This window comes from Rhizobium rosettiformans W3, from assembly GCF_004912135.1.
Classification (GTDB): domain Bacteria; phylum Pseudomonadota; class Alphaproteobacteria; order Rhizobiales; family Rhizobiaceae; genus Allorhizobium; species Allorhizobium rosettiformans.
Genome location: NZ_STGU01000005.1, coordinates 225702 through 249490 on the forward strand (window position 1 = coordinate 225702; position 23789 = coordinate 249490).

22 protein-coding genes and 1 tRNA gene are annotated in these 23789 nt (G+C 62.0%); 14 read left to right on the top strand and 9 right to left on the bottom strand.

Going from position 1 to position 23789, the window contains the following annotated elements; all coding sequences use genetic code 11:
* Nucleotides 1–8: 8 nt before the first annotated feature.
* Complete coding sequence (locus FAA86_RS11845) at nt 9–521, top strand: DUF934 domain-containing protein (RefSeq protein WP_136540790.1); 513 nt, start codon at nt 9–11, stop codon at nt 519–521.
* A gap of 171 nt (nt 522–692) precedes the next feature.
* Nucleotides 693–1505 (top strand): ferredoxin--NADP reductase, encoded by an 813-nt coding sequence (locus FAA86_RS11850; RefSeq protein WP_136540792.1) that lies wholly within the window; start codon nt 693–695, stop codon nt 1503–1505.
* Between the two features lie 73 nt (nt 1506–1578).
* On the opposite strand, the gene bmt is transcribed toward FAA86_RS11850, so the two are convergent.
* The 4 genes from bmt to FAA86_RS11870 form a co-directional block, all read right to left on the bottom strand.
* Complete coding sequence (bmt, locus tag FAA86_RS11855) at nt 1579–2598, bottom strand: betaine--homocysteine S-methyltransferase (protein ID WP_136540794.1); 1020 nt, start codon at nt 2596–2598, stop codon at nt 1579–1581.
* Between the two features lie 125 nt (nt 2599–2723).
* Nucleotides 2724–3776 carry a quaternary amine ABC transporter ATP-binding protein gene (locus FAA86_RS11860; protein WP_136540797.1) on the bottom strand — a complete coding sequence of 351 codons (1053 nt, stop codon included), beginning with the start codon at nt 3774–3776 and terminating at the stop codon, nt 2724–2726.
* Entirely contained in the window at nt 3769–4683 is a 915-nt protein-coding gene (locus FAA86_RS11865; protein WP_136540799.1) for an ABC transporter permease, read from the bottom strand. Before FAA86_RS11865 ends, FAA86_RS11860 begins: the two co-directional genes overlap by 8 nt.
* Nucleotides 4684–4903: 220 nt before the next feature.
* Complete coding sequence (locus FAA86_RS11870; protein WP_136540801.1) at nt 4904–5902, bottom strand: ABC transporter substrate-binding protein; 999 nt, start codon at nt 5900–5902, stop codon at nt 4904–4906.
* A 984-nt stretch (nt 5903–6886) separates the two neighbouring features.
* On the opposite strand from FAA86_RS11870, the gene FAA86_RS11875 reads away from it, so the two are divergent.
* Complete coding sequence (locus tag FAA86_RS11875) at nt 6887–8341, top strand: cobyric acid synthase (protein ID WP_136540803.1); 1455 nt, start codon at nt 6887–6889, stop codon at nt 8339–8341.
* Nucleotides 8342–8374: 33 nt separating this feature from the next.
* On the opposite strand, the gene FAA86_RS25100 is transcribed toward FAA86_RS11875, so the two are convergent.
* The 4 genes from FAA86_RS25100 to FAA86_RS11885 form a co-directional block, all read right to left on the bottom strand.
* Nucleotides 8375–8500: a hypothetical protein gene (locus tag FAA86_RS25100; RefSeq protein ID WP_281281744.1), complete on the bottom strand. Its 126-nt coding sequence runs from the start codon at nt 8498–8500 to the stop codon at nt 8375–8377.
* A gap of 135 nt (nt 8501–8635) precedes the next feature.
* Complete coding sequence (locus FAA86_RS25105) at nt 8636–8758, bottom strand: hypothetical protein (protein WP_281281745.1); 123 nt, start codon at nt 8756–8758, stop codon at nt 8636–8638.
* A 171-nt stretch (nt 8759–8929) separates the two neighbouring features.
* Nucleotides 8930–9529 (bottom strand): hypothetical protein, encoded by a 600-nt coding sequence (locus FAA86_RS11880; protein WP_246035054.1) that lies wholly within the window; start codon nt 9527–9529, stop codon nt 8930–8932.
* A 188-nt stretch (nt 9530–9717) separates the two neighbouring features.
* Nucleotides 9718–9793: transfer RNA gene (locus FAA86_RS11885), tRNA-Lys, on the bottom strand.
* A 184-nt stretch (nt 9794–9977) separates the two neighbouring features.
* On the opposite strand from FAA86_RS11885, the gene FAA86_RS11890 reads away from it, so the two are divergent.
* Nucleotides 9978–10724, top strand: a complete 747-nt coding sequence (locus tag FAA86_RS11890) for a cytochrome c biogenesis CcdA family protein (RefSeq protein WP_136540807.1) — start codon at nt 9978–9980, stop codon at nt 10722–10724.
* 42 nt (nt 10725–10766) lie between these two features.
* A complete protein-coding gene (locus FAA86_RS11895) occupies nt 10767–11729 on the top strand; it encodes an AEC family transporter (protein WP_136540809.1) in 963 nt (320 codons plus the stop codon).
* Here the strand turns inward: FAA86_RS11895 and FAA86_RS11900 are convergent.
* Complete coding sequence (locus FAA86_RS11900; RefSeq protein ID WP_136540811.1) at nt 11706–12911, bottom strand: UbiH/UbiF family hydroxylase; 1206 nt, start codon at nt 12909–12911, stop codon at nt 11706–11708. The two genes, FAA86_RS11895 and FAA86_RS11900, sit on opposite strands and share 24 nt — an antisense overlap.
* 189 nt (nt 12912–13100) lie before the next feature.
* Between FAA86_RS11900 and pcsA the strand changes: the two genes are divergently transcribed.
* The 9 genes from pcsA to FAA86_RS11945 all read left to right on the top strand — a co-directional run bounded on the left by pcsA (nt 13101) and on the right by FAA86_RS11945 (nt 23789).
* Nucleotides 13101–13829 (top strand): phosphatidylcholine synthase, encoded by a 729-nt coding sequence (gene pcsA, locus FAA86_RS11905; RefSeq protein WP_113461320.1) that lies wholly within the window; start codon nt 13101–13103, stop codon nt 13827–13829.
* Nucleotides 13830–13944: 115 nt separating this feature from the next.
* Nucleotides 13945–15540: an ABC transporter ATP-binding protein gene (locus FAA86_RS11910; RefSeq protein ID WP_136540813.1), complete on the top strand. Its 1596-nt coding sequence runs from the start codon at nt 13945–13947 to the stop codon at nt 15538–15540.
* Nucleotides 15530–16621: an ABC transporter permease gene (locus FAA86_RS11915; RefSeq protein ID WP_136540815.1), complete on the top strand. Its 1092-nt coding sequence runs from the start codon at nt 15530–15532 to the stop codon at nt 16619–16621. Before FAA86_RS11910 ends, FAA86_RS11915 begins: the two co-directional genes overlap by 11 nt.
* Before the next feature lie 2 nt (nt 16622–16623).
* Nucleotides 16624–17538, top strand: coding sequence for an ABC transporter permease (locus FAA86_RS11920; RefSeq protein WP_136540817.1), 915 nt, complete (start codon nt 16624–16626; stop codon nt 17536–17538).
* A 40-nt stretch (nt 17539–17578) separates the two neighbouring features.
* On the top strand, nt 17579–18652 hold the full coding sequence (locus FAA86_RS11925; protein WP_113461324.1) for a BMP family ABC transporter substrate-binding protein: 1074 nt from the start codon (nt 17579–17581) through the stop codon (nt 18650–18652).
* A gap of 151 nt (nt 18653–18803) precedes the next feature.
* On the top strand, nt 18804–19556 hold the full coding sequence (locus FAA86_RS11930) for a FadR/GntR family transcriptional regulator (RefSeq protein ID WP_136540819.1): 753 nt from the start codon (nt 18804–18806) through the stop codon (nt 19554–19556).
* Nucleotides 19557–19628: 72 nt separating this feature from the next.
* Nucleotides 19629–20990, top strand: a complete 1362-nt coding sequence (glmU, locus tag FAA86_RS11935; RefSeq protein WP_136540825.1) for a bifunctional UDP-N-acetylglucosamine diphosphorylase/glucosamine-1-phosphate N-acetyltransferase GlmU — start codon at nt 19629–19631, stop codon at nt 20988–20990.
* 141 nt (nt 20991–21131) lie between these two features.
* Nucleotides 21132–22958 carry a glutamine--fructose-6-phosphate transaminase (isomerizing) gene (gene glmS, locus FAA86_RS11940; protein WP_136540827.1) on the top strand — a complete coding sequence of 609 codons (1827 nt, stop codon included), beginning with the start codon at nt 21132–21134 and terminating at the stop codon, nt 22956–22958.
* A gap of 102 nt (nt 22959–23060) precedes the next feature.
* Nucleotides 23061–23789: a DUF502 domain-containing protein gene (locus tag FAA86_RS11945; protein ID WP_246035055.1), complete on the top strand. Its 729-nt coding sequence runs from the start codon at nt 23061–23063 to the stop codon at nt 23787–23789.

Below are 23789 nucleotides of genomic sequence, written 5' to 3' on the forward strand. Positions count from 1 at the left end.
GAAAAAGTATGACCAAGATCTGGAAAGAAACCGGTTTCGTCGATGGCGACATCTGGGTAACCGAAACGGAAGAGCGTAAGGCAGGCGAGGGCGAAAAGGCCCTGCTGCCACTTGAGGCCTTCCTGGAAGCGGTCGCTGAAACCAATGACGTCGGCCTCGGCGTTTTGGTCGCGCCCGCTGATGACGTGAAGAAGCTGGAGCCGCATCTCGACCGCATCGCGTTGATCGCCGTGGCTTTCCCGGCCTTCAATGATGGCCGTGGCTTCAGCCATGCCACGCTGTTGCGCGAGCGCCTCGGCTATGCCGGCGAACTGCGCGCCGTCGGCGACGTGCTGATCGACCAGGTGCCGCTGATGCTGCGCACCGGCTTCGACAGCTTTGCCGTAACCAACCCGGTGGCCCAGCGGCGGCTTGCAGAAAACTGTCTCATGGGCGTTGCCCAGCGCTACCAGCCGACGGCTCGAGATTCGCAAGCCGTCGGTGGTTTCAGCTGGCGTCGCCTCGGCTCCACTGGCGCCTGAGACATATAAAAACCGCTATTGAAGGGCGGCGAATTGACCTCGGTCAAGGTTGCCGCCTTCGCTTTAACGGATATCTTGGCTGCGAAATGCGCATGCCGGCTGAATTGTGGAATGGGACGGTCTGGATTATAGGCTTGGTCCCAATCGACTGAACGATGGGACCGACAGCCTATGAATGCTCCTGTGAAGACCGACAACGCCGAACTGATCGTGCCCGAGGGCGTCTATGCCGAAACGGTTCTGAGCGTCACGCACTATACCGACCGCCTGTTCCGCTTCCGCATGACCCGTCCCGCCGGCTTTCGCTTCCGCTCCGGCGAGTTCGCGATGATCGGTCTGATGGTCGAGGGTAAGCCGATCTACCGCGCCTATTCGATCGCGAGCCCCTCCTGGGACGAGGAGCTCGAATTCTTCTCGATCAAGGTTCCGGACGGCCCCCTGACCCAGCACCTGCAGCGCATCCAGCCGGGTGACACGGTGCTGATGCGCAAGAAGCCGACCGGCACGCTGGTGCTGGATGCTCTGACCCCGGGCAAGCGCCTCTACATGTTCTCGACCGGCACCGGCATCGCACCCTTCGCGAGCCTGATCCGTGACCCGGAAACCTATGAGAAGTTCGAGGAAGTTATCCTCACCCATACCTGCCGCGACGTCGCCGAACTGAAATACGGCTTCGATCTGGTCGAGGAAATCAAGAACCACGAATTCCTCGCCGAACTTGTTGGCGACAAGCTCAAGCACTATGCGACGGTCACCCGCGAAGACTTCCCCTTCAAGGGCCGCATCACGGACCTGATCGCAAACGGCAAGATGTTCACCGACCTTGGCGTCCCCCCGCTCGACCCGGCGATCGACCGCGGCATGATTTGCGGTTCGACGGCAATGCTGAAGGACACCAAGGAACTGCTGGAAAAGGCAGGACTGACCGAAGGCGCCAACAACAAGCCGGCGGAATTCGTCATCGAGCGCGCCTTTGTCGGCTGATACAACAGCAAATCACTGAAACGGAAAGGGCGCCCTGCGGCGCCCTTTTTCATTTCAGTGGATTGGTCTTGCCTCAGTTGCCGCGACGACGGCTGCGGCGGCCGCCTTCCTGTGCGCCGCTCTCGTCGGCGGTCTTGTTGCGCAGCGGTCCGATCCGCTCAACGATGACCTCGAGCGTCGGGCGCGGACCCGGGGTGTAGTCATCGAGTGCCTGGCGCATCGCAGCCAGATGGCCACAGGATGTGCCGCAGCAGCCGCCGATGATCTTGGCGCCGGCGTCGCGCGCGAGCCGGGCATAATCGGCCATCAGCGGCGGCGTGCCGGAATAGAAGATCTCCGAGCCACGGAATTCCGGAATGCCGCAATTGCCCTTGACGATGACCGTGGCATCCGGATTGGCGCTCGTCATGTCGAGCAGGCTCTGCAGGATGTCGGAGGCGCCCACGCCGCAATTGGCACCAACGGCCAACGGGCCTGAGCCAATGTCCGCAGCCACACCGTGAATGTCCTTCGGATGCAGACCCATCATCGTCTTTCCGGCCGTGTCGAACGAACCGGTGAACGTGTAGGGTAAGCCAACCTTGACGGCGGCTTCGGCCGCAGCACGGATTTCCTCCGGCGACGACATGGTTTCGATCCAGGCCACGTCGGCACCACCGGCCTTCAGGCCTTCCATCTGCTCGACAAAGGCTGCGACCGCATCCTCGTAGGAGAGGGCGCCAAGCGGGATAAGCAACTCGCCGGTCGGGCCGACGGAACCGGCGACGATCACCTTGCGCGGCGCCTTGTCGGCGACCGAACGGGCAATCTCGGCTGCCTTCTTGTTCAGCTCATGAACCCGGTTCTCGGCATGGTGCAGCTTCAGACGATGGCGCGTGCCACCGAAGGAATTCGTGAGGATGATGTCGGCACCGGCATCGACGAAATCCTGGTGCAGCTTGACGATCTTTTCCGGCTGCGCCTCGTTCCAGAGCTCCGGCGCCTCGCCGGCCTCAAGGCCCTGAGCGAAGAGATTAGTCCCGGTCGCGCCGTCGGCGAGCAGCACGCCTTTTTCGGCCAGAAGTTCGGAAAGCGGATTGGACGGACTTGCCATGGAGGTTCCTCTGATTGTCATGCTGATCATATAAAGAAGTCTTTATATGGTTTCAATCACCAAAACGATAGCGGCCCCGCTGAGGGCGGGGCCGCATGGGAGTAGGGACCGCAAGTCAGCCGCCGTCAGGCCGCCGCCATCTGCGTGTCTTCATGCGACTTGGGCTTGACCATCGCCGCGATGATCTGCTGCAGGTCGACGCGACCGATCGGAGCGCCAGCATCATCGGTGACGAGAACGCTCGACTGATGCGCGTCGGTCATGATGCGTGCGGCGGCCTCGAGCACCGTGGCACCCGGCAGCGAGAGACCCTCGCTCTGACCGGAAACCGGTCCCATGATCGTATCCAGCCGGATGACGCGGCCGCGGTTCACTTCCTTGACGAAGGCCGAGATGTAGTCGTCGGCCGGCTGCAGCACGATCTCCTGACCCGAGCCCTGCTGGATGACTTCGCCATCCCTCAGGATCGCGATCTTGTCGCCGAGACGCAGTGCTTCGTCGAGGTCGTGGGTGATGAAGACCACGGTCTTCTTCAACTCCTGCTGCAGATCCAGCAGAACCGTCTGCATGTCGACGCGGATCAGCGGGTCGAGTGCTGAATAAGCTTCGTCCATCAGGAGGATGTCGGCGTCGTTAGAGAGTGCTCTGGCAAGCCCGACACGCTGCTGCATGCCGCCCGAAAGCTGGTTCGGATAATGGCCTTCGAAGCCGGAGAGACCAACACGATCGATCCAGCGACGGCCGATGTCCTCGCTCTTCGAGCGCGGGATTCCCTGTATATCCAGACCATAGACGGTGTTTTCGAGCACGGTCCGGTGCGGGAGCAGGGCGAACTTCTGGAAGACCATCGCTGTCTTGTGACGACGGAATTCGCGAAGCTCCGTGGGGTTCATCCGACAGACATCGACGCCGTCATAGAGCACTTCGCCGGAAGTCGGCTCGATCAGCCGGTTGATATGCCGGATGAGCGTGGACTTGCCGGAGCCGGAAAGACCCATGACAACGGTGATGCCGCCACCGGGCATCTGGATGTTGATGTCCTTCAGACCCAGAACGTGGCCATGGGTCTCGTTCAGTTCCGCCTTCGACATGCCGGCCTTCACCTGGTCGATGAAGGCAGACCCATCAGGTCCGAAGATCTTGTAAAGATTGCGGATCTCGATGTCGTGACTAGCCATGGACCACCTCCGTATGGCGCTGAAGGCGCTTGCCATAAGCCTGGCTGGCGCGGTCGAAGATGATGGCAATGGCAACCAATGCAAAGCCGTTGAGGAACCCAATGGTCAAGAACTGGTTGGAGATAGCCTGGAGAACATTCTTGCCGAGACCACCGACACCGATCATCGAGGCAACGACGACCATGGCGAGCGACATCATGATGGTCTGGTTGATGCCGGCCATGACGGTTGGCAGGGCGAGCGGGATCTGCACGTTGAACAGCTTCTGGCGCGGAGAGGAGCCGAAGGCGTCGGCCGCTTCCAGAACTTCACGGTCGACGAGCCGGATGCCGAGATTGGTCAGGCGGATCATCGGCGGGACGGCATAGATGACGACGGCGATGACGCCCGGCACCTTGCCAATGCCGAAGATCATGACGACGGGGATCAGGTAGACGAAGCTCGGCATCGTCTGCATGACGTCGAGGATCGGGTTGACCACCGACTGCGCTCGATCCGAACGGGCCATCAGAATGCCGATCGGGATACCGATGGCGATCGCAAGCAAGGTGGAGACGGTCACAATGGCGAGGGTCACCATCGTATCCTCCCACAGGCCGACAAAGCCGATGAACAGCATGCCGATGATCGTCAGGGCGACGATCCGCATATTGCGGCTGGTCAGATAGACGATCAGCACCATCGCCGCGAGGATAATGAACCATGGGGTATTGACGAACAGGGCTTCGAGCCAGTTCAGAAAAAGCTGGAGTGGATTGGTGACGGCGTCGATCACGTTGCCATAGGCGCGGACGAAGCCCTTGAAACTGTCGTCGACACTTTTGCGCACTCCGCGCATGACTGAGTCGTCGATCTCCGGAAACCTGCAGAGCAGTTCCGGCAAATAATTGCATAGACTAGAAGCCATCTCTTTCCCCTTTTCGACCCCCGCTTGTTTGGCGTTTCCAACGCTGCAGTGAGCCCTGACGGCGGTGCCGTGTTCCCGAGAAGAGAGGCTAGTCGAGTTCCGGAAGGGAATTCATGCCGTCTGCGACGTCGGGAGTCGTTCAATGGCGTGATGCGGCATGCCGCTTCGCAGAAAGCGCGGCGGGCTTTTGAGCCCGCCGCATTGTCAACTCAAGTAAGGCTCAGAGAGCTGCCTTGACCTTCTCGGCGACCTCAGGAGCGACCCAAGTGGTCCACATTTCCGGATAGGTTTCGAGGAAGTGCTTGGCGCCGTCTTCGTTGGTGCCCTGGTTTTCTTCCATCCAGGCGAGAACCTTGCCGACGGTCGCGTTGTCCCACTTGCGGGTCTTTACGTAGTCCATGGCAACGCCGGCCTTTTCGGAGAAGCCCTTGGTCACGACGGTATAGACGTCGGAAACCGGATAAGCATTGACCTTCGGGTCGGCGCAATCCGGAACGGCGGTGCAGGCATCCCAGCTCGCCTTGTCGTGCTCGACGCCGAAGGACAGCTTCACCATCTCGTACTTGCCGAGGATAGCGGTCGGAGCCCAGTAGTAGCCGAGCCAGCCCTTCTTGTTTTCAAACGCGTTGGCGATCGAGCCGTCGAGACCGGCAGCCGAGCCGGTGTCAACCAGTTCGAAGCCCTTATCCTGTGCGCCGAGGGCCCGATAGAGGTTGGCGGTCGAGACCTGGCAGTTCCAGCCGGACGGGCAGTTGGTGACGGCACCCTTGGACGGATCTTCCGGAGCCGGGAAGAGATCCGGGCGGGCCAGGGCATCCTGCACCGTCTTGATTTCCGGATGTTCGTCGGCCAGGAACTTCGGGATCCACCAGCCTTCGACACCGCCGTCAGACAAAAGCGGTGCAGCCTGGATCAGGCGGCCTTCAGCGATGGCCTCGTCGAGCGCGGTGCGCACGGCGTTGACCCAGAACTCCGGCGCCATGTCCGGCTGTCCTTTTTCGTTCATGGAGGCGAAGGTCGGCATGGTGTCGCCGGTCACGACGGTCACATTGCAGCCATAGCCGTTTTCCAGAATGATCTTGTCGACGTAAGCGGCGACGCCGGCCGAGGCCCAGTTCATTTCTGCGATGGAAACATCGCCGCACTCGGCAGCCTGGGCAGAGCCCGCAACTGCGTAGAGACCCGCGGCGAGAATGGTGGAAGCGATCAGCTTCTTCATGGAGTAAGACCTCCCAGTCTTATCTTGCAGCGTTCATCGGGACGGGCAGAAACGGCTACTGCGGACCGTTCTGCCAATTTGCACTGGCTTCGGATGTCGGTCGGGGCGCGTCACGCCGACCCGCATCCTTGCAACCGGGCCTTGTCGTAAGAGGCTGAGCGCCTGTCGACCGCATGTTACGTCCTTAAGCCTACGTCTTTGGTTTTGAAAATCAACCTCTCGCCGCGGCCGGTGGGCATGTCGTGCCCGGAACCAAGCTGTTGTTGCGACTGAATTTGCCGCATTTTCGATGTCTGGCGAGGTCAACCCGCTCAAGAGACGGGCAGTTGCTCACGACGGAGCAGAAGCTTCGAAAACTCGCCCTCTCACCTGAGACTTAGGGTATCTCAGCTGCGTCAATATGACGAGAGGGCGCCTGCTTTCACGCAGGCACAAAAAAAATTGAAAAAAAGCTTAGGAAGGATGGCTGCTAACGGTCCGGTAACATCTAGAGCGATAGATGGAGGGGCCGGCGCGTTACTGTCGGTTGCGCCCCGGATCGAGTATCGCGTACCGGGGCGTTTGTATTTTTGGCACACGAAACAGCGTGTCGAAGGCTGCCGTGGTCGCGGCGGGAAGTCCCCGGATCAGCGCTTCTTAAACGAGAACGGCACACGCGCTTCCCAGCGCGCGACGGTGCGGTGCTGCGGCGCACGACCATTCCAGGCGATGGCGAGACTATTGCGGTTCTGCAGGATGTAGAGCATGGGTGTTTCCTAAGGTGTCACGCCTCTTCGGGCGCTGATTTCGAGCGGCAGATAATCATTTCACGAACGCCGCGCCAGAGCGCAAACCGTCATGGCGCGTCGCAAATGACAAAGTCTGACTAAAACATCTGCGACAGGCTGCCGCAGTGTCGCATTCGCGGTAATGTCCAAGGCAAAATCGCGGCAAAAGCATGAAAAACCGGCGATCTCCGGCGGGGCGGAAACAGGACAGAATGCGATGGCAAGAACGATCATGTTGCAGGGAACAGGGTCGGATGTCGGAAAGACGATATTGGTCGCGGGGCTCTGCCGACTGGCCTCCAATCGCGGGCTGAAGGTCGCGCCGTTCAAGCCGCAGAACATGTCGAACAATGCCGCCGTTTCCGATGATGGCGGGGAGATCGGCCGCGCCCAGTGGCTGCAGGCGCTCGCCGCCCGCACGCCCTCATCCGTGCACATGAACCCGGTGCTGCTGAAGCCTCAAAGCGAAACCGGCAGCCAGATCATCGTGCAGGGCAAGGTCTTCGGTCAGGCCAAGGGCCGCGACTATCAACGCTTGAAGCCGCAACTGCTCGGCGCGGTCCTCGACAGCTTCGCAAGGGTCAGCGAAGGCGCAGACCTCGTGATCGTCGAAGGCGCGGGCTCGCCGGCTGAAATCAATCTGCGCGCCGGGGACATCGCCAATATGGGCTTTGCCACACGAGCCAATGTGCCGGTGGTTCTCGTCGGCGACATCGACCGGGGAGGGGTCATCGCCTCGTTGGTCGGTACGCACACGATCCTGCCGGACGAGGACCGGGCGCAGATATCGGGCTATATCATCAACAAGTTCCGCGGCGACGTCACCCTGTTTGACGAGGGGATTTCTGCAATCGGAGCCTTTACCGGCTGGCCCTGTTTCGGCGTCGTTCCCTGGCTGAAGGCGGCCGGACGACTGCCGGCAGAAGATTCGGTTGTTCTGGAACGGCTGGTCAAAGGCAATGGCGGCGCGCTCAAGGTCGCCGTTCCGGTCCTGTCCCGCATCGCCAATTTCGATGACCTCGACCCGCTGGCCGCCGAGCCGGACGTCGATCTGGTCTATGTCCGCGCCGGTGAACGGCTGCCTGCCGACGCCGGTCTGGTGGTCCTACCGGGATCGAAGTCCACCATCGCCGATCTGGAGGAGTTCCGCTCCCATGGCTGGGACCGCGATCTTGGCATGCATGTCCGCCGCGGCGGGCGCGTGATCGGCATTTGCGGCGGCTACCAGATGCTGGGTCGCAGCGTCGCCGATCCGCTCGGACTGGAAGGACGCCCGCGTACGGTGGACGGTCTTGGCCTGCTTGATGTCGAGACGGTGATGGCTGCGGAAAAGACGGTGAGGAACAGCAAGGCCCATTCGCTGGAACACGACGTGCCGCTGTCAGGCTATGAGATCCATCTCGGCGTCACCGAAGGTCCCGATACGCTCCGCGCGCCCATCTCCATCGATGGCCGCAGGGACGGCGCCGGCTCGGCCGACGGCAAGGTGATCGGCACCTATCTGCACGGGCTGTTTTCGAGCGACCTCTATCGCCAACGTCTGCTGGCTGATTTCGGGATCGAAGGGGGAGGGCGCAGCTACCGCGCGATGGTAGATGAGGCGCTCGATGATCTCGCGGCCGAACTCGAACAGCGCCTGTCTTCGCAATGGCTCGACGGATTGATGGCCTGAGGCCAGCTCAGCGGACCGAACGGATACGAGCGCTCACTGCGCTTCCGTCACATCCATGGGCGAGGCCATGAGTTCTCCGCCACCCAACGAGTTGTTGGAATATTTGAAAGCGAGAATGCTGAGCACCGAGGCGACCAGCAGGATGAAGATGTATCGCATTGCTTTTGCTCCTGCTTGACGACCTTCAACGAGATTGTGGCAGAAGCGGTTCCGCGGTCGCCGCTGGCACTGCGCCGCAAGGCATCTTGGCAGGTTCCTGTTGCCGTTCAGCAACAAATCAGGCGGTGATTCCGCTCAGCCGGTTGCCACTTCAGCCGGCGAGGCCGTCAGCCGCTGTGTGCCGAGCGAATTGTCGGAATATTTGATCGCCAGAATGCTGAACACTGTTGCGATCATGAGAATGACCATCACGCGCATGAGCTACCCCTAGCCTTGAGCATGCGTCAGAATAGAACAGCGCTCCTGTGAGATCGGCTAAACCAATCGTTAGAATGTGAGCGATCTCGCGTTTTCTACGAGGCAGCCATCGGCGCCCGGACAGCAAAGGTCGGTCTGGCCCGGATGCCCGGGCCAGACACAAGCCCACCCTCAACGCGAGGCACTGAGCCGCAGCAGGCGGCAGAGTTCGACGAGCGCCGGATCATAGGCGGACGAGGTCACACTGCTGCAGCGCTTCAAGAGCCGCTGGCGCTCCCCCGGCGACATGTCCCGCAGAGCCTGGCGCTGCGGTGCGGTCAGGCCTCCGGGGCCGGAGCCGTCCGGTCCGGAACCATCGCCGCCGTCTCCACCGGGTTTTCGTCCGATCCCGGCATCGATGTCGATCCCGGTGCGACTGCCGCCGAGCTCCGCCCCGACGGACGCATTCAGGCCGCCTTCGCCGCCCACACTTGCATCGACATCCGCAGAGAGGCCGCCCCGTCCGCCGACATTGGCCGAAGCGTTCACGCCCCGCCCACCTCCGACGGAGGCGTCGACATCGGCGACGTCGCGGCTTCCGCCGACGCTGGCTTTCGCATTGACGCCACTCCGCCCGCCGACCGAGGCGCCGACTCCGACACCGTCGGACGTATCGACATCAACGGAGATGCCCCGCGATCCACCGATGCTGATTCCCTCCGCCGCAGCGGGCAGGGACACGGATATCGCCAGAGCGCCTGACAGCACCGCCATTCCCAGAGTTTTATACATGGATACTCCTCCTCTGAAACACCGGGCAAAGGCGCCCGGCATCAAGCCCAACCGGGAGGAGCGGAGGCGGTTGCGAAAGACGTTCTGCGCAGCACAATCTTGCCAAACAGGGATTGAACAGCAGCATGGCAACCGTGCCGGAATGACACAGGAAGAGGAATCGGGCCACAGACTGGGAGGAGGGAGAGTGGTGAGAGCGCAGGGATTCGAACCCTGGACCTACTGATTAAAAGTCAGTTGCTCTACCGGCTGAGCTACGCTCTCCCGTGCGGTTTTTGCGCCGCCTCAAGAGGTGCGCGGAACATATGCAGGTGACCCCGGCCGGTCAACCGCAAAAATGCAGTTTCGTCACCAAAATGCAGCCCTGTTGTCGCAGCCTACGCAATGGTGATTGGCAAGCAGGGTATCGGGGCATTAGGTAGGGCCCGTTCGGGTTCCGGAGTTCACCGTGTCGATTGCCGATATTTCCTTCTTCAGCGCGCTTCTGGCCGGAGCCCTGTCGTTTCTGTCTCCCTGCGTCCTGCCGCTGGTACCGCCCTATCTCTGTTACATGGCCGGCATTTCCGTCGACCAGTTCCGCGCGGGCGAACAGGCTGAAAATGCGGCGGCCCGGCGCACGGTGCTCTTGACCTCGCTGGTGTTCACCCTTGGGTTCGCCACCGTCTTCGTGTCACTCGGCGCCGGTGCGTCGACGATTGGCGGCTTGCTGCGCCAGCACATGGATCTTCTGTCCAAGATCGGTGGCGTGATCATCATCATCATGGGCCTGAATTTCCTCGGCCTCTTCCGCCTCGGCTTTCTCTCGTCCGAATACCGATTTGCAGGCGGCGGAAAGCCCGCAACCCTGTCCGGCGCCTATGTCATGGGGCTTGCCTTTGCCTTTGGCTGGACGCCGTGCATCGGCCCAGTTCTCGGGGCCATCCTTGGCGTGGCGGCATCGAAGGAGACGGTGGGGGACGGCGCGCTTCTGCTCGCCATCTATTCGCTCGGCCTTGCCGTGCCCTTCTGGATCGCCGCGGGCTTCTCCGGCGCCTTCATGCGCTTCCTCACCCGCTTCCGCCGCCATCTTGGCCTGGTGGAGAAGGCCATGGGGGGCCTCCTCGTGCTGACAGGCCTTGCTTTCATCTTCGGTTATGTCTCCGACATGGCAATCTGGTTCCAGCAGACCTTTCCAATCCTCTCCCAAATCGGCTAAGCCCGATCAGGACGCAGTTTCGCGTCCAGGAGGAGACAAGACGTGGCGGATATCGTTGCGCTGGTATTGCCGTTCTTCGGCCTGATCCTGATCGGCTACATCTCGGGCCGTCTGGGTGACCACTCCGCGCAGGCGCTCGGCTGGCTCAACTTCTTCGTCATCTACGTCTCGCTGCCGGCACTCTTTTTCAAGCTTGTGTCGCGCACGCCGATCGAGCAGCTGACGCGCATCGACTTCATCGCCGCCTGCCTTGCGGCAACCTACACGATCTTCGCGCTGGTCTTTGTCATCGGCCGCTATGTTCGCGGTAACAACATCGCCGAATCGACCGTCCAGGCGCTGGCCGGCGCCTATGGCAATATCGGTTACATGGGCCCCGGCCTTGCGCTACTGGCCTTCGGTGAAAAGGCGGCCGTTCCGGTTGCACTCGTCTTCTGCTTCGAAAACGCTGCCCATTTCATCGCAGCACCCGCGCTGATGGCCTTCGCAGGCGGCGACAAAAGACCCCCAGCGCAGCTCGCGCTCGATGTCGCGCGCAAGATCCTGACGCATCCCTTCATCATCGCCACACTTGTCGGCTTTCTCGCCGCAGCCCTCGCCTTCGAGCCGCCGCTCGCGCTGCAGCGCCTGATCGACTATCTCGCACAGGCTGCAGCGCCTTGCGCGCTCTTTGCCATGGGCGTGACGCTCGCTCTGCGCCCCTTGAAGCGCATCCCGGCCGAGATCGGCTACATCGTGCCGATCAAGCTCGTGCTGCATCCGATCCTGGTCTATGTCGTGCTGAGCCTCGTCGGCAATTTCGATCCGCTGTGGGTCTACACCGCGATCCTGCTCGCTTCACTGCCGACGGCAACCAACGTCTTTGTCATCGGCCAGCAATACGGCGTCTGGCAGGAACGGGCCTCGGCCACGATCCTGATCACGACGGTGATCTCGGTATTCTCGGTCTCGGCGCTGCTTTTTGCGATCACCCAGGGCGTCTTACCGCCGGACCTTTTCCCGTAAAAGTGACGGCAGGTTTCTCAGGCCGCGACCCGGCGCGACACCCTCTTGCATCACGAGGTTGCGCAAGGGTGGAACGCTGGCGAGCACCTGAAGGCCGGCCGCGCGGAGCATCTGGACCGGTAACAGGCCTGAGAGAAGCGAGCGGTTGAGCAGGTCGACGCTGGCTGTGCGGCTTGCAATGTCCAGACGCCGCTTCCTGTCGAAGCGATCGCCACTGTCCGCGGGAATGGGCGTAGAGCCTCGATCGATGAGGATATCCTCCAGCGCTGCGATGTCCCGCAGGCTGAGATTAAGCCCTTGTGCACCGATCGGCGGGAAGGCGTGGCCGGCCTCGCCGATGAAGGCGGAGCGACCTTTGCCATATTGCCGTGCCGTCATGCCGGAGAGCGGCCAGGCCTGGACGCCGTCTTCGACCGTCACCTTGCCGAGCATCGACTGCATGCGCGCTTCGACCTCACCGGACAGCTGCTCGGTCGAGAGCGAAGTGAGGCGCTCCGCTTCCTGGGGTGTGACCACCCAGACCAGGCTAGAACGCAGGCCGGGCAGGGGAACCTGGGTGAAGGGGCCCGATTCGGTGTGGAACTCCGTCGAGATGTTCTGGTGCGGCAGGGTGTGCGCGAAGTTCATCACCACCGCGGTCTGCGGGTAGGACCAGGTCTTGACGCCGACGCCCGCACTGTCCCGTGTCTTCGACCGCCGACCGTCGGCACCGATCGCAAACGCTGCCGTCAGGACCTCGCCGCCGTCGAACCCAATGGTGACGGCATCCGTACCGATATGGATGGTTTCCGCAGCGACCGCCTTTCGGGTGATCAGCGGCTCGGCAGCAACGGCGGCGGCCAGGGCCGAAACCAGAGCGGCGTTGGGAATGTTGTAGCCAAAGGCATCAAGCGAGATCTCGGCGCTGCGGAAGGCTACGGTCGGCCCCCGCAGGAGTCGCTTCGTCCCGTCGATGATCTGCATGACGGCAAGCGGTGCCGCCTGTGCCTTCAGATCCTGCCACAGGCCCAGCCGCTCCATCATCGCAAGCGACTGATCCATCAGTGCCGTCGTGCGGCGATCCGAGCCATCGGGTTCCGGCCCAACCAGCACCACACGCCGGCCGCCGCGGGCCATCGCGATCGCGGCGATCTGCCCCGCCGGTCCCGCACCGATCACGGCAATGTCGAATTCGTGGCTCATTGTCAACTTCCCGATTGGCGATTTCACGATGATATCTAGAACCCCATCCTCACAAAATCCATGGGCCCAAATGGCGCAGCCAGTGGAAAGAGCGCAGGCGAAATCCGGGCAAAGACGGCCACTTGTGTTGCAAACCGCGTCGTTTCGTCCGATACCGTTTCCTTCGAAATGCCGCCGACTGGAGCAGGGATGAAGATCTTCAATTACAAGCGGGTGCCCTATGCGGAAATCCGCGCCTTCTCGGTCCATATCCTGACCGCTTCCGGATCCTTCCTGGCATTCCTTGGGGTCGTTGCCGCGGCCGAGCGTCGCTTCGTCGATATGTTTTGGTGGCTGGGGCTCGCCCTCCTGGTCGACGGCATCGACGGCCCGATCGCCCGCAAGGTCCGCGTCAAGGAAGTCCTGCCCAACTGGTCCGGCGATACGCTCGATAACATCATCGACTATGTCACCTATGTGCTTTTGCCCGCTTTCGCGCTCTATCAGAGTGGCATGATCGGCGAGCCCTGGTCCTTCGTTGCCGCCGGATTGATCGTCGTCTCGAGCGCCATCTATTATGCCGACATGGGCATGAAGACGGATGAATACTTTTTCTCCGGTTTCCCCGTCGTCTGGAACATGCTGATCTTCACGCTCTTCGTCATCGATGCGAGCGCCACCACGGCCCTGATCGCGGTTCTCGTCTCTGTCGTCCTGACCTTCCTGCCGATCTTCTTCCTGCATCCCGTGCGCGTGAAACGGCTCCGCAATCTGAACATGGCCGTCTTCCTTCTCTGGTGTGCCTTCGGCGGATATGCGCTCCTCCTGCATTTCCAGTCGCCTCCCTGGGTCGTTTGGGGCATGATCCTGACGGGCATCTATCTGTATGTGATCGGCGGCGTGTTGCAGTTTTTCCCGAGCCTTGGACGGCGAGGCTGATCCGACGGGTGATGGCTGGGCAAAACCAAAAAAAACTTTTGCCTATATATTGTGCGCCGCCGCAAACCGGTTATGAATTGAGCGATGGACCGGGCGCAAGACCCGGCCGACGCGCATGAGAGTGCAAGGGGGACCTGTGCCGCAACGACCGCCCGAGGGCGAAAAGCCGCTTTTGACCGTGCGCGGCCTGACGAAGCTGTTCGGCAGTTTCAAGGCCTGCGATGGCATCGATCTCGACATTGGCCACGGCGAGATCCACGCGCTGCTCGGCGAAAACGGCGCAGGCAAATCGACCCTCGTCAAGATGTTGTTCGGCATCCTGGCGCCGTCCGCCGGTACCATCGGATGGGAAGGTGAGGAACGCGTCATCCCCAATCCGGCTGCCGCACGCCGCCTTGGCATCGGCATGGTTTTTCAGCATTTTTCCCTTTTCGAGGCGCTGACGGTCGCAGAAAACATAGCACTGTCGCTGGACGAGAAGATCTCCATCTCCGAACTCTCGAAGAAGGCGGCCGAGCTCTCCGTTGCCTATGGTCTGCCGCTCGATCCGAATGCGCACGTGGCCGATCTCTCGGTGGGTGAGCGCCAGCGGATCGAAATCGTCCGCGCGCTTTTGCAGAATCCCAAGCTGATCATCCTAGACGAACCGACCTCGGTCCTGACGCCGCAGGAAGCCGACAAGCTGTTCGAGACCCTGTTCAAACTGAAGGCCGAGGGACGCTCGGTCCTCTATATCAGCCACCGCCTGGAAGAAGTGCAGCGCATCTGTGACCGCGCCACCGTGCTGCGCCATGGCAAGGTCACGGGCGCCTGCGATCCGCGCCAGGAAACACCGGCGTCGCTCGCCCGCATGATGGTCGGTGCGGATGTGGCGGGTGTCGAAAAGGCAGAGCCGCCGTCGGACGGTGCGGTGCAGCTCCAGGTGAGCAACCTGTCGGTCAGCCCGCGCACACCTTTCGCCATGCCGCTCAAGAATATCTCGATGACGGTCAAGGCGGGCGAGATCCTCGCGATTGCCGGTGTTGCCGGCAATGGCCAGAGCGAACTCTTCGATGCCCTTTCCGGCGAATACCCGGTCCAGACCCCGGAGGCCATCCAACTGCGTGGCAAACCTGTTGGTCGCCTGGGGATCAACGAGCGCCGTCTGCTCGGCGCGGGTTTCGTGCCCGAGGAGCGTCACGGCCATGCCGCGATCCCCGCGATGAGCCTTTCCGAAAATCTCTTCCTCTCGCGCAACGCGTCTGATCGCAGCGCTTACCTCTCCGGTGGCAAGATCGGGCTCATCCGTCACGGCTTGGTGCAACAGGCCGCCCGCCGCATCTCCGAGATGATGGACGTGCGCAAGAGCGGTGAAGACCCGGCAGCCGGCTCGCTCTCGGGCGGCAATCTGCAGAAATTCATCGTCGGTCGTGAACTCGACCGCCAGCCCTCGGTGCTCGTCGTCAACCAGCCGACCTGGGGCGTCGATGCGGGCGCTGCGAGCCGTATCCGCCAGGCGCTCGTCGATCTCGCCAAGGCCGGCTCTGCGGTCGTCGTCATCAGCCAGGACCTCGACGAAATTTTTGAAGTCGCCACCTCGATTGCCGCCATCTCGGAAGGCAAGCTGTCCGACGCCTATCCCGCCTCGACCATGACCCGCGAACGCATCGGCATCCTGATGGGCGGCGTTCATGGTCTTCAGACTGCCCCGGAGGCAGCCCATGCGCATTGAACTCGAACGCCGTTCCCGTCAGTCGAGCCTGTTTGCCATCGTCTCGCCTTTGCTCGCGCTGGCGCTGACCGTCTTCTTCGGCGGCATCATGTTCGCGCTGCTCGGCAAGGACCCGGTCTCGGCGCTTTACAGCTTCTTCATCGAACCGCTGCTCGAGGTCTGGTCGCTGCATGAATTGGCGGTCAAGGCGGCACCCCTGATCCTGATCGGCGTCGGCCTTTCGGTCTGTTATCGCTCGAACAATTGGAACATCGGTGCCGAGGGCCAGTTCATCGTCGGCGCCATTGTCGGCTCGATCTTGCCGATCACCTTTTACGAATGGACTTCACCGCTGCTTCTTCCACTGATGCTGGTCATGGGCGCGGTCGGTGGTGCGGCCTATGCGGCAATCCCGGCTCTGTTGAAGACGCGTTTCAACACAAACGAGATCCTGACCAGCCTGATGCTGGTCTATATCGCGCAGCTGCTTCTCGATTGGCTGACGCGTGGCATCTGGAAGGACCCGGCCGGCTATAATTTTCCGCAGTCGCGCTCCTTCGTGTCAGAAGCCGTGCTGCCGGAAATCCTGTCGTCGGGCCGCGCCCATCTCGGCATCGTCTTCGCCCTGATCGCAGCTGTCGCGGTCTGGTTCATGATGCGCTACACGCTGAAGGGCTTCCAGGTCGTCGTTCTCGGCCAGTCGGAGCGGGCAGGGCGCTTTGCCGGCTTCTCGTCCCGCAAGATGGTCTGGTTCTCGATGATGTTTTCCGGCGCGCTTGCAGGCCTTGCCGGTATTTCTGAAGTCTCCGGCTCCATCGGCCATTTGCAGCCGACGATCTCGCCGGGCTATGGCTTCACCGCCATCATCGTTGCTTTCCTGGGCCGCCTCAATCCGCTGGGCATCATCGCATCCGGTTTCGTGCTGGCGCTGACCTATCTGGGCGGCGAGGGTGCGCAATTGTCGATCGGCGTCTCCGACAAGGTGACCCGCGTCTTCCAGGGCCTGCTGCTCTTCTTCGTGCTCTCCTGCGACACGCTCATTCTCTACAAGGTGCGCGTGGTGTTTGACCGCGCCCGTAATGCCGCGACGAAGGGTGCGTAACGATGTTTGAAGCCATCCTTCTGACCATCATCACGGCATCCACGCCTCTGGTGATCGCGGCCATGGGCGAACTGGTCGCCGAACGGTCTGGCGTACTGAACCTCGGCGTCGAAGGCATGATGATCATCGGCGCGGTCTGTGCCTTCATCGCGACCAACATGACCGGTTCGCCCTATCTCGGCGTTCTCGCCGGCATCGCGACTGGCGCGCTCTTCTCGCTGCTATTCGGCTTCCTGACGCTGACACTGGTGGCCAATCAAGTGGCGACCGGCCTCGCTTTGACCATTCTCGGCCTTGGCGTTTCCGGCATGGTCGGCGAGAGCGTCGTGGGCGTCCCGGGCGTCAAGATGCAGCCAATCGTCATTCCGCTCCTGTCGGACATCCCGGTCCTCGGAACCATCCTCTTTGCCCAGGACATCTTCTTCTACCTGTCGATTGCCCTCGTCATCGGGGTCAACTGGTATCTCTTCAAGAGCCGCTCGGGCCTGAAGCTGCGCGCGATCGGCGACAGCCATGGTTCGGCGCATACGCTCGGCCTCCCGGTCATCCGCACCCGTTATCTCGCCGTGATGTTCGGCGGCGCCTGTGCCGGTCTCGCCGGGGCGCAGCTGTCGCTCGTCTACACGCCGCAATGGGTGGAAAACATGTCCGCCGGCCGCGGCTGGATCGCGCTGGCGCTGGTTGTCTTTGCGGCCTGGCGGCCGTGGCGGGTTCTCGCCGGCGGTTATCTCTTCGGCGCCGTCACCATCGGCCAGCTGCATGCCCAGGCACTTGGCATCGGCCTGCCGTCCCAGTTTCTGTCCGCGCTTCCCTATGCGGCGACCATTGTCGTCCTGATCATCATCTCGCATAATCGCCGCACGACGCTGATCAACACGCCGGCCTGCCTCGGCAAGCCGTTCGTGCCGGATAGATAATCAAAACAAGAGCTTCAACCTAACCAGACAGGGGTAATCCATGAAGAACTTCCTCCTCGCGCTTGCCGCCTCGGCAGCCGCCATCGTCGGCGTCGCGGCACCCGCCGCCGCCCAGGACAAGACGAAGGTCTGCTTCGTCCATGTCGGCTCCAAGACCGACGGTGGCTGGACGCAGGCCCACGACATCGGCCGCCAGCAGCTGCAGGAACATTTCGGTGACAAGATCGAAACGCCTTACCTCGAAAACGTTCCGGAAGGCCCGGATGCCGAGCGCGCCATCGAGCGCATGGCCCGTTCCGGCTGCGCGATCGTCTTCACGACCTCCTTCGGCTTCATGGATGCGACCCTGAAGGTCGCCGAAAAGTTCCCGGACGTGAAGTTCGAGCACGCGACCGGCTACAAGACCGCCGCCAACGTCGCCACCTACAACTCGCGCTTTTATGAAGGCCGCTTCATCAACGGTCAGATCGCCGGCAAGATGTCGAAGACCGGCGTCGCCGGCTACATCGCCTCCTTCCCGATCCCGGAAGTCGTCGCCGGTATCAACGCCTTCCTGCACGGTGCCCGCACCGTCAATCCGGACTTCAAGCTGAAGGTCATCTGGGTCAACACCTGGTTCGACCCGGGCAAGGAAGCCGACGCCGCCAAGGCTCTGTTCGACCAGGGCGTCGACATCCTGACCCAGCACACCGACACGACCGCGCCAATGCAGGTTGCCGAAGAGCGTGGCATGAAGGCCTTCGGCCAGGCTTCCGACATGATTGCAGCCGGCCCGACGGCACAGCTGAGCTCGATCGTCGACACCTGGGCACCTTACTACATCAAGCGCACCCAGGCTGTTCTCGACGGCACCTGGACCTCGGTCCAGACCTTCGACGGCCTGAAGGACGGCATCCTCTCCATGGCGCCCTATACCAACATGCCTGACGACGTGAAGGCCATGGCCATGGACACCGAAGCCAAGATCAAGTCCGGCGAACTGAAGCCCTTCACCGGCCCGATCAACAAGCAGGACGGCTCTGCCTGGCTGAAGGAAGGCGAGTCGGCTGATGACGGCACCATCCTCGGCATGAACTTCTACATCGAAGGCGTAGACGACAAGCTGCCGCAGTAATCGGCAGACGATCGGAAAAGGGAAAGGGCGCGTTTTCGCGCCCTTTCTTGTTGAGGCGGTGTAAAAATACGAAGTTCGAGAGATAACGACTTCACCAATTTTAGCCTTTCGTATAATTAACCGAGCAGTACAGTCGGTAGTGAGAGGCGGCATGCGCAGGGAAGAAGTTGGGGAACTGAAAGTCGTTTCCAATCTTCGTACGAGCCATGCCAAGGTGGTCGAGCAACTCGGCCTTTCGATTGTCGGCGGCCGATTCGGGATCGGCGAGCCCTTGCCCGGCGACACCGAGCTCGAAGCCCAATACGGCGTCTCCCGCTCCGTCCTGCGCGAAGCGATGAAGACCCTGGCTGCCAAGGGTCTGGTGATCGCCAAATCACGTGTCGGCACGCGCGTCACCGACCGCTGTCATTGGAACCTGATCGACGAAGACGTGCTGCGCTGGCATTTCCGCACGGGCGTCACCCGGGAATTCATCGACCATCTCTATGATGTCCGTCTGGTCCTGGAGCCGGCTTCTGCAGCCTTTGCGGCCATGCGGGCGACGGCAGAGGATTGCGAGCAGTTGAGAGGCTACGCCAACCTGCTCGGCTCGAACGATCTCGATTGGCCAAGCCAGGTGGAGGCGGACCTGCGCTTCCACGTGCTTCTCACGATCGTCGGTGGCAATCCGTTTCTCGAAAGCATGATCGGCTTCATCAAGGCCTCGCTCGACGGCGCCTTCACCATGGCGTTCGACCCGCAGCTGGCCGGTCGCGGCGAAGCCATTACCGAGCTTCACCTCGCAATCGTCGAGGCAATCGAGAAACGCGACCCGGATGGCGCCCGTCGCGCCACGGAAAAGGCGATCGAACAGGGACGCGCAGCCGCTCTGAAGGCCGTCGACAGCTCCAACAAGAGAACCTGACGGCGCGACACCCTTGCGGCTGGCGCCGGCTGGCATTAGTCAGGAGCGCCATCGTCATCCTTTGGAGCCACCATGACCCGCACCTGCCTTGCCATCGTCCTTGCTGCCGGCGACAGCACCCGGATGAAGTCGTCGATGTCCAAGGTGCTGCATCCGGTCGGCGGCCGCCCCATGATCGCCCACGTGATGGCGTCGATCGCTGCGTCCGGCGTGTCGGATGTCGCGCTGGTTCTGGGCCGCGATGCCGAAAAGGTGGAGAGGGCCGCCAGCATCGAGGGCCTCGCCGTCGAAAGCGTGCTGCAGACCGAACGCCTCGGCACTGGCCACGCGGTCCTGATGGCGAAAGACGCCATCAGCCGCGGCTATGACGAAATCCTCGTCGCCTATGGCGATGTACCGCTGATCACCGCAGCCCCGCTGAAAGCGGCACGCGAAGCGCTAGCCGGCGGCGCGGATGTCGCTGTCATCGGTTTTCATACGCAAAACCCCACGGGTTATGGCCGCCTGCTCGTCGAGAATGGCGAACTGATCGCCATACGCGAGGAGAAGGATGCGACCGAAGCCGAGCGCGCCGTCACCTGGTGCAACAGCGGCCTGATGGCAATCGACGGCAAGAAGGCGCTCGATCTTCTGTCGCGCATCGGCAACCAGAACGCCAAGGGCGAATATTACCTCACCGATCTCGTCGAGATCGCCCGATCACTCGGCGGCAAGGCAGTCGCAGTCGATGCGCCCGAGAGCGAGCTGACCGGCTGCAACAACCGCGCCGAACTCGCCGTCATCGAACGCCTCTGGCAGGAGCGCCGCCGCCACGAACTGATGGTGTCGGGTGTGACGATGATCGCGCCGGAGACGGTGTTCTTGAGTCATGACACGGTCATTGGCCAAGATGCGTTCATCGAACCCAATGTCGTCTTCGGTCCGGGCGTCACCGTCGAGGGCGGCGCGGTCGTCCATGCCTTCTCGCATCTCGAAGGCGCCCATGTCGCGGCCGGCGCAATAGTTGGGCCCTTTGCCCGCCTGCGCCCCGGTGCCAACCTCGCGGAAGGTTCCAAGGTCGGCAATTTCTGCGAAGTGAAGAAGGCCGAGATCGGCAAGGGCGCCAAGGTCAACCACCTGACCTATATCGGCGATGCTGTCGTCGGCGCGGACACGAACATCGGCGCCGGCACCATCACCTGCAATTATGACGGCGTGAACAAGCACGAGACGAAGATCGGGGCAGGGGCCTTCATCGGCTCCAACTCGTCCCTCGTTGCCCCGGTCACGATCGGAGACGGCGCCTTGATTGCCTCCGGCAGCGTCATCACCGAAGACGTTCCCGCCGATGCGCTCGCCTTTGGCCGCGCCCGCCAGGAGATGAAGCCGGGACGCGCCGCCGTCATCCGCGAGCGGAACCTCGCGATCAAGGCGGCCAAGAAGGCCGGCAAGTAACCGCGCAAAACCGAACTTCACCGCTTGTTATGCTGCGTTGCATTACGAGACGAAACGCAATTTGACCTGGCGCATGATTGCCTCTTGGCGTGGAACCGCTAGGAACAGTGCGCGTGAGATGAACAAGATACGGAGAAGTGCATGTGCGGCATCGTCGGCATCGTCGGTAACAAGCCCGTGGCGGAGCGTCTGGTCGACGCCTTGAAGCGGCTGGAATACCGTGGCTACGATTCGGCCGGGGTCGCCACCATCAATGATGGCAAGCTCGATCGCCGCCGCGCCGAAGGCAAGCTCTTCAATCTCGAGACCAAGCTCGCCGGCGAGCCGCTGCCCGGCACTATCGGCATTGCGCACACCCGCTGGGCAACCCATGGCGTGCCAAACGAAACCAACGCCCATCCGCATTTCGTCGATGGCGTGGCGGTCGTCCACAACGGCATCATCGAGAACTTCGCCGAGATCAAGGAAGAGCTCGCCGCCGAGGGGGCGACATTCACCACCCAGACCGACACGGAAGTCGTCGCCCAGCTGCTCGCCAAGTATCGCCGCCAGGGCCTTGGCCGCCGCGAGGCCATGCACGAGATGCTGCGCCATGTGACCGGCGCCTATGCGCTCGCTGTCATCTTTAATGACGACCCCTCGACGATCATGGCGGCCCGCTCCGGCCCGCCGCTTGCGATCGGCTTCGGCGATGGCGAGATGTTCTTAGGGTCAGATGCCATCGCGCTCTCGCCCTTCACCAACCGCATCGCCTATCTGCATGACGGCGACTGGGCGGTCATCGGCAAGCAGGGCGCTCATATCTTCGACCTCGACGGCAACCCGGTCGACCGCCCGGTGCAGATCTCCTCGGCTTCCGCCTACATGATCGACAAGGGCAATCATCGCCACTTCATGGAAAAGGAGATCTACGAGCAGCCGGAAGTGATCTCCCACGCGCTGTCGCACTATGTCGACTTCGCCGAACACAACGTGCGCGACATGGCGGCCGAGATCGATTTCGCCAACCTGCGCGGTCTTGCCATCTCCGCCTGCGGCACGGCCTATCTCGCCGGCATGGTCGGCAAATACTGGTTCGAGCGTTATGCCCGCCTGCCGGTCGAGATTGATGTCGCCTCGGAATTCCGCTACCGCGAAATGCCGCTGTCGAAGGATCAGGCTGCCCTCTTCATCTCGCAATCAGGCGAAACAGCCGACACGCTGGCGTCGCTGCGCTACTGCCGCGACAATGGTCTGAAGATCGGCGCCGTCGTCAACGTTAAGGAATCGACCATCGCCCGCGAATCGGACGCGGTCTTCCCGATCCTTGCCGGCCCGGAAATCGGAGTCGCCTCGACCAAGGCCTTCACCTGCCAGCTCGCAGTCCTCGCCTCCCTGGCGCTCGCCGCCGGACGTGCGCGCGCCACCATCTCGGAAGTGGAAGAAAAGCAGCTGGTGAAGAGCCTGGCTGAAATGCCACGCATCATGAGCCAGGTGCTGAACGCGGTGCAGCCGCAGATCGAGGCGCTATCGCGCGATCTCTCCAAGTTCAAGGACGTGCTCTATCTCGGCCGTGGCACCAGCTACCCGCTGGCGCTTGAAGGCGCGCTGAAGCTCAAGGAAATCTCCTATATCCACGCGGAAGGTTATGCCGCCGGCGAGCTGAAGCATGGCCCGATCGCCCTGATCGACGAGAACATGCCCGTGATCGTCATTGCGCCCTTCGACCGATTCTTCGAGAAGACCGTGTCGAACATGCAGGAAGTCGCAGCCCGCGGCGGACGAATCATCTTCATCACCGACGAGAAGGGTGCCGCCGCCTCGAAGCTCGAGACCATGGCGACCATCGTGCTGCCGGTCGTCGCTGAGATCGTCTCGCCGATGATCTATTCGATCCCCATCCAGCTGCTCGCCTATCACACGGCCGTCTTCATGGGCACAGACGTCGATCAGCCGCGCAACCTCGCGAAGTCCGTCACGGTCGAGTGAGGATCGGCGGGTGGATCCCGCCGCCCCAATTCTAGCTCTTGCGCCATCTGTCACCCTCCGGCATTGTCCGCTGCGTTACGGCGCTGCACAATGACGGTGGGCATGACCGAAGGTTCAGACAGAATTTCGCTGGCGACCCGGCTCAGGAACAACTTCCTGACCGGCCTGATCATCTGCGCGCCCATGGCGATAACCATCTACCTGACCTGGACCTTCATCCATTGGGCAGACAGCTGGGTGAAGCCCTATCTGCCGGACCGCTACAATCCGGAAGCCTATCTGAAGTTTGCCGTCCCCGGCACCGGCCTGCTGATCGCCGTGGTCTTCATCACGCTGGTCGGCTTCCTCGGGCGCAATCTGATCGGTCGCTCGATCGTCTCCTACAGCGAAAACATCCTGAACCGGATGCCGCTGGTGCGCACCGTCTACAAGAGCACCAAGCAGATCTTCGAGACGGTGCTGAAGGAGCAGGGCAACTCGTTCAAGAAAGTCGGCCTCATCGAATTCCCGCGCGCCGGCACCTGGGCGCTGGTCTTCGTTTCCACCGATGCCAAGGGCGAGATTGCCGCAAAGCTCAACGAGAGTGGCGAGGAAATGGTCGCCGTCTTCCTGGCGCCGACGCCCGTGCCGACCGCAGGCTTCCTGATGTTCGTGCCGCGCAGCAAACTGATGCTGCTCGACATGACGCCGGAGGAGGGTGTGAAGCTGCTGATTTCAGCGGGTCTCGTTACGCCGGACTACAAGCCGACAGCGGCAGACGCCATGGCTGCCTTCGCGAACCTCCCGGATGAAGAGGCTGCCGAGCCGCCCAAGCGCGCCGGCCGCTACTGA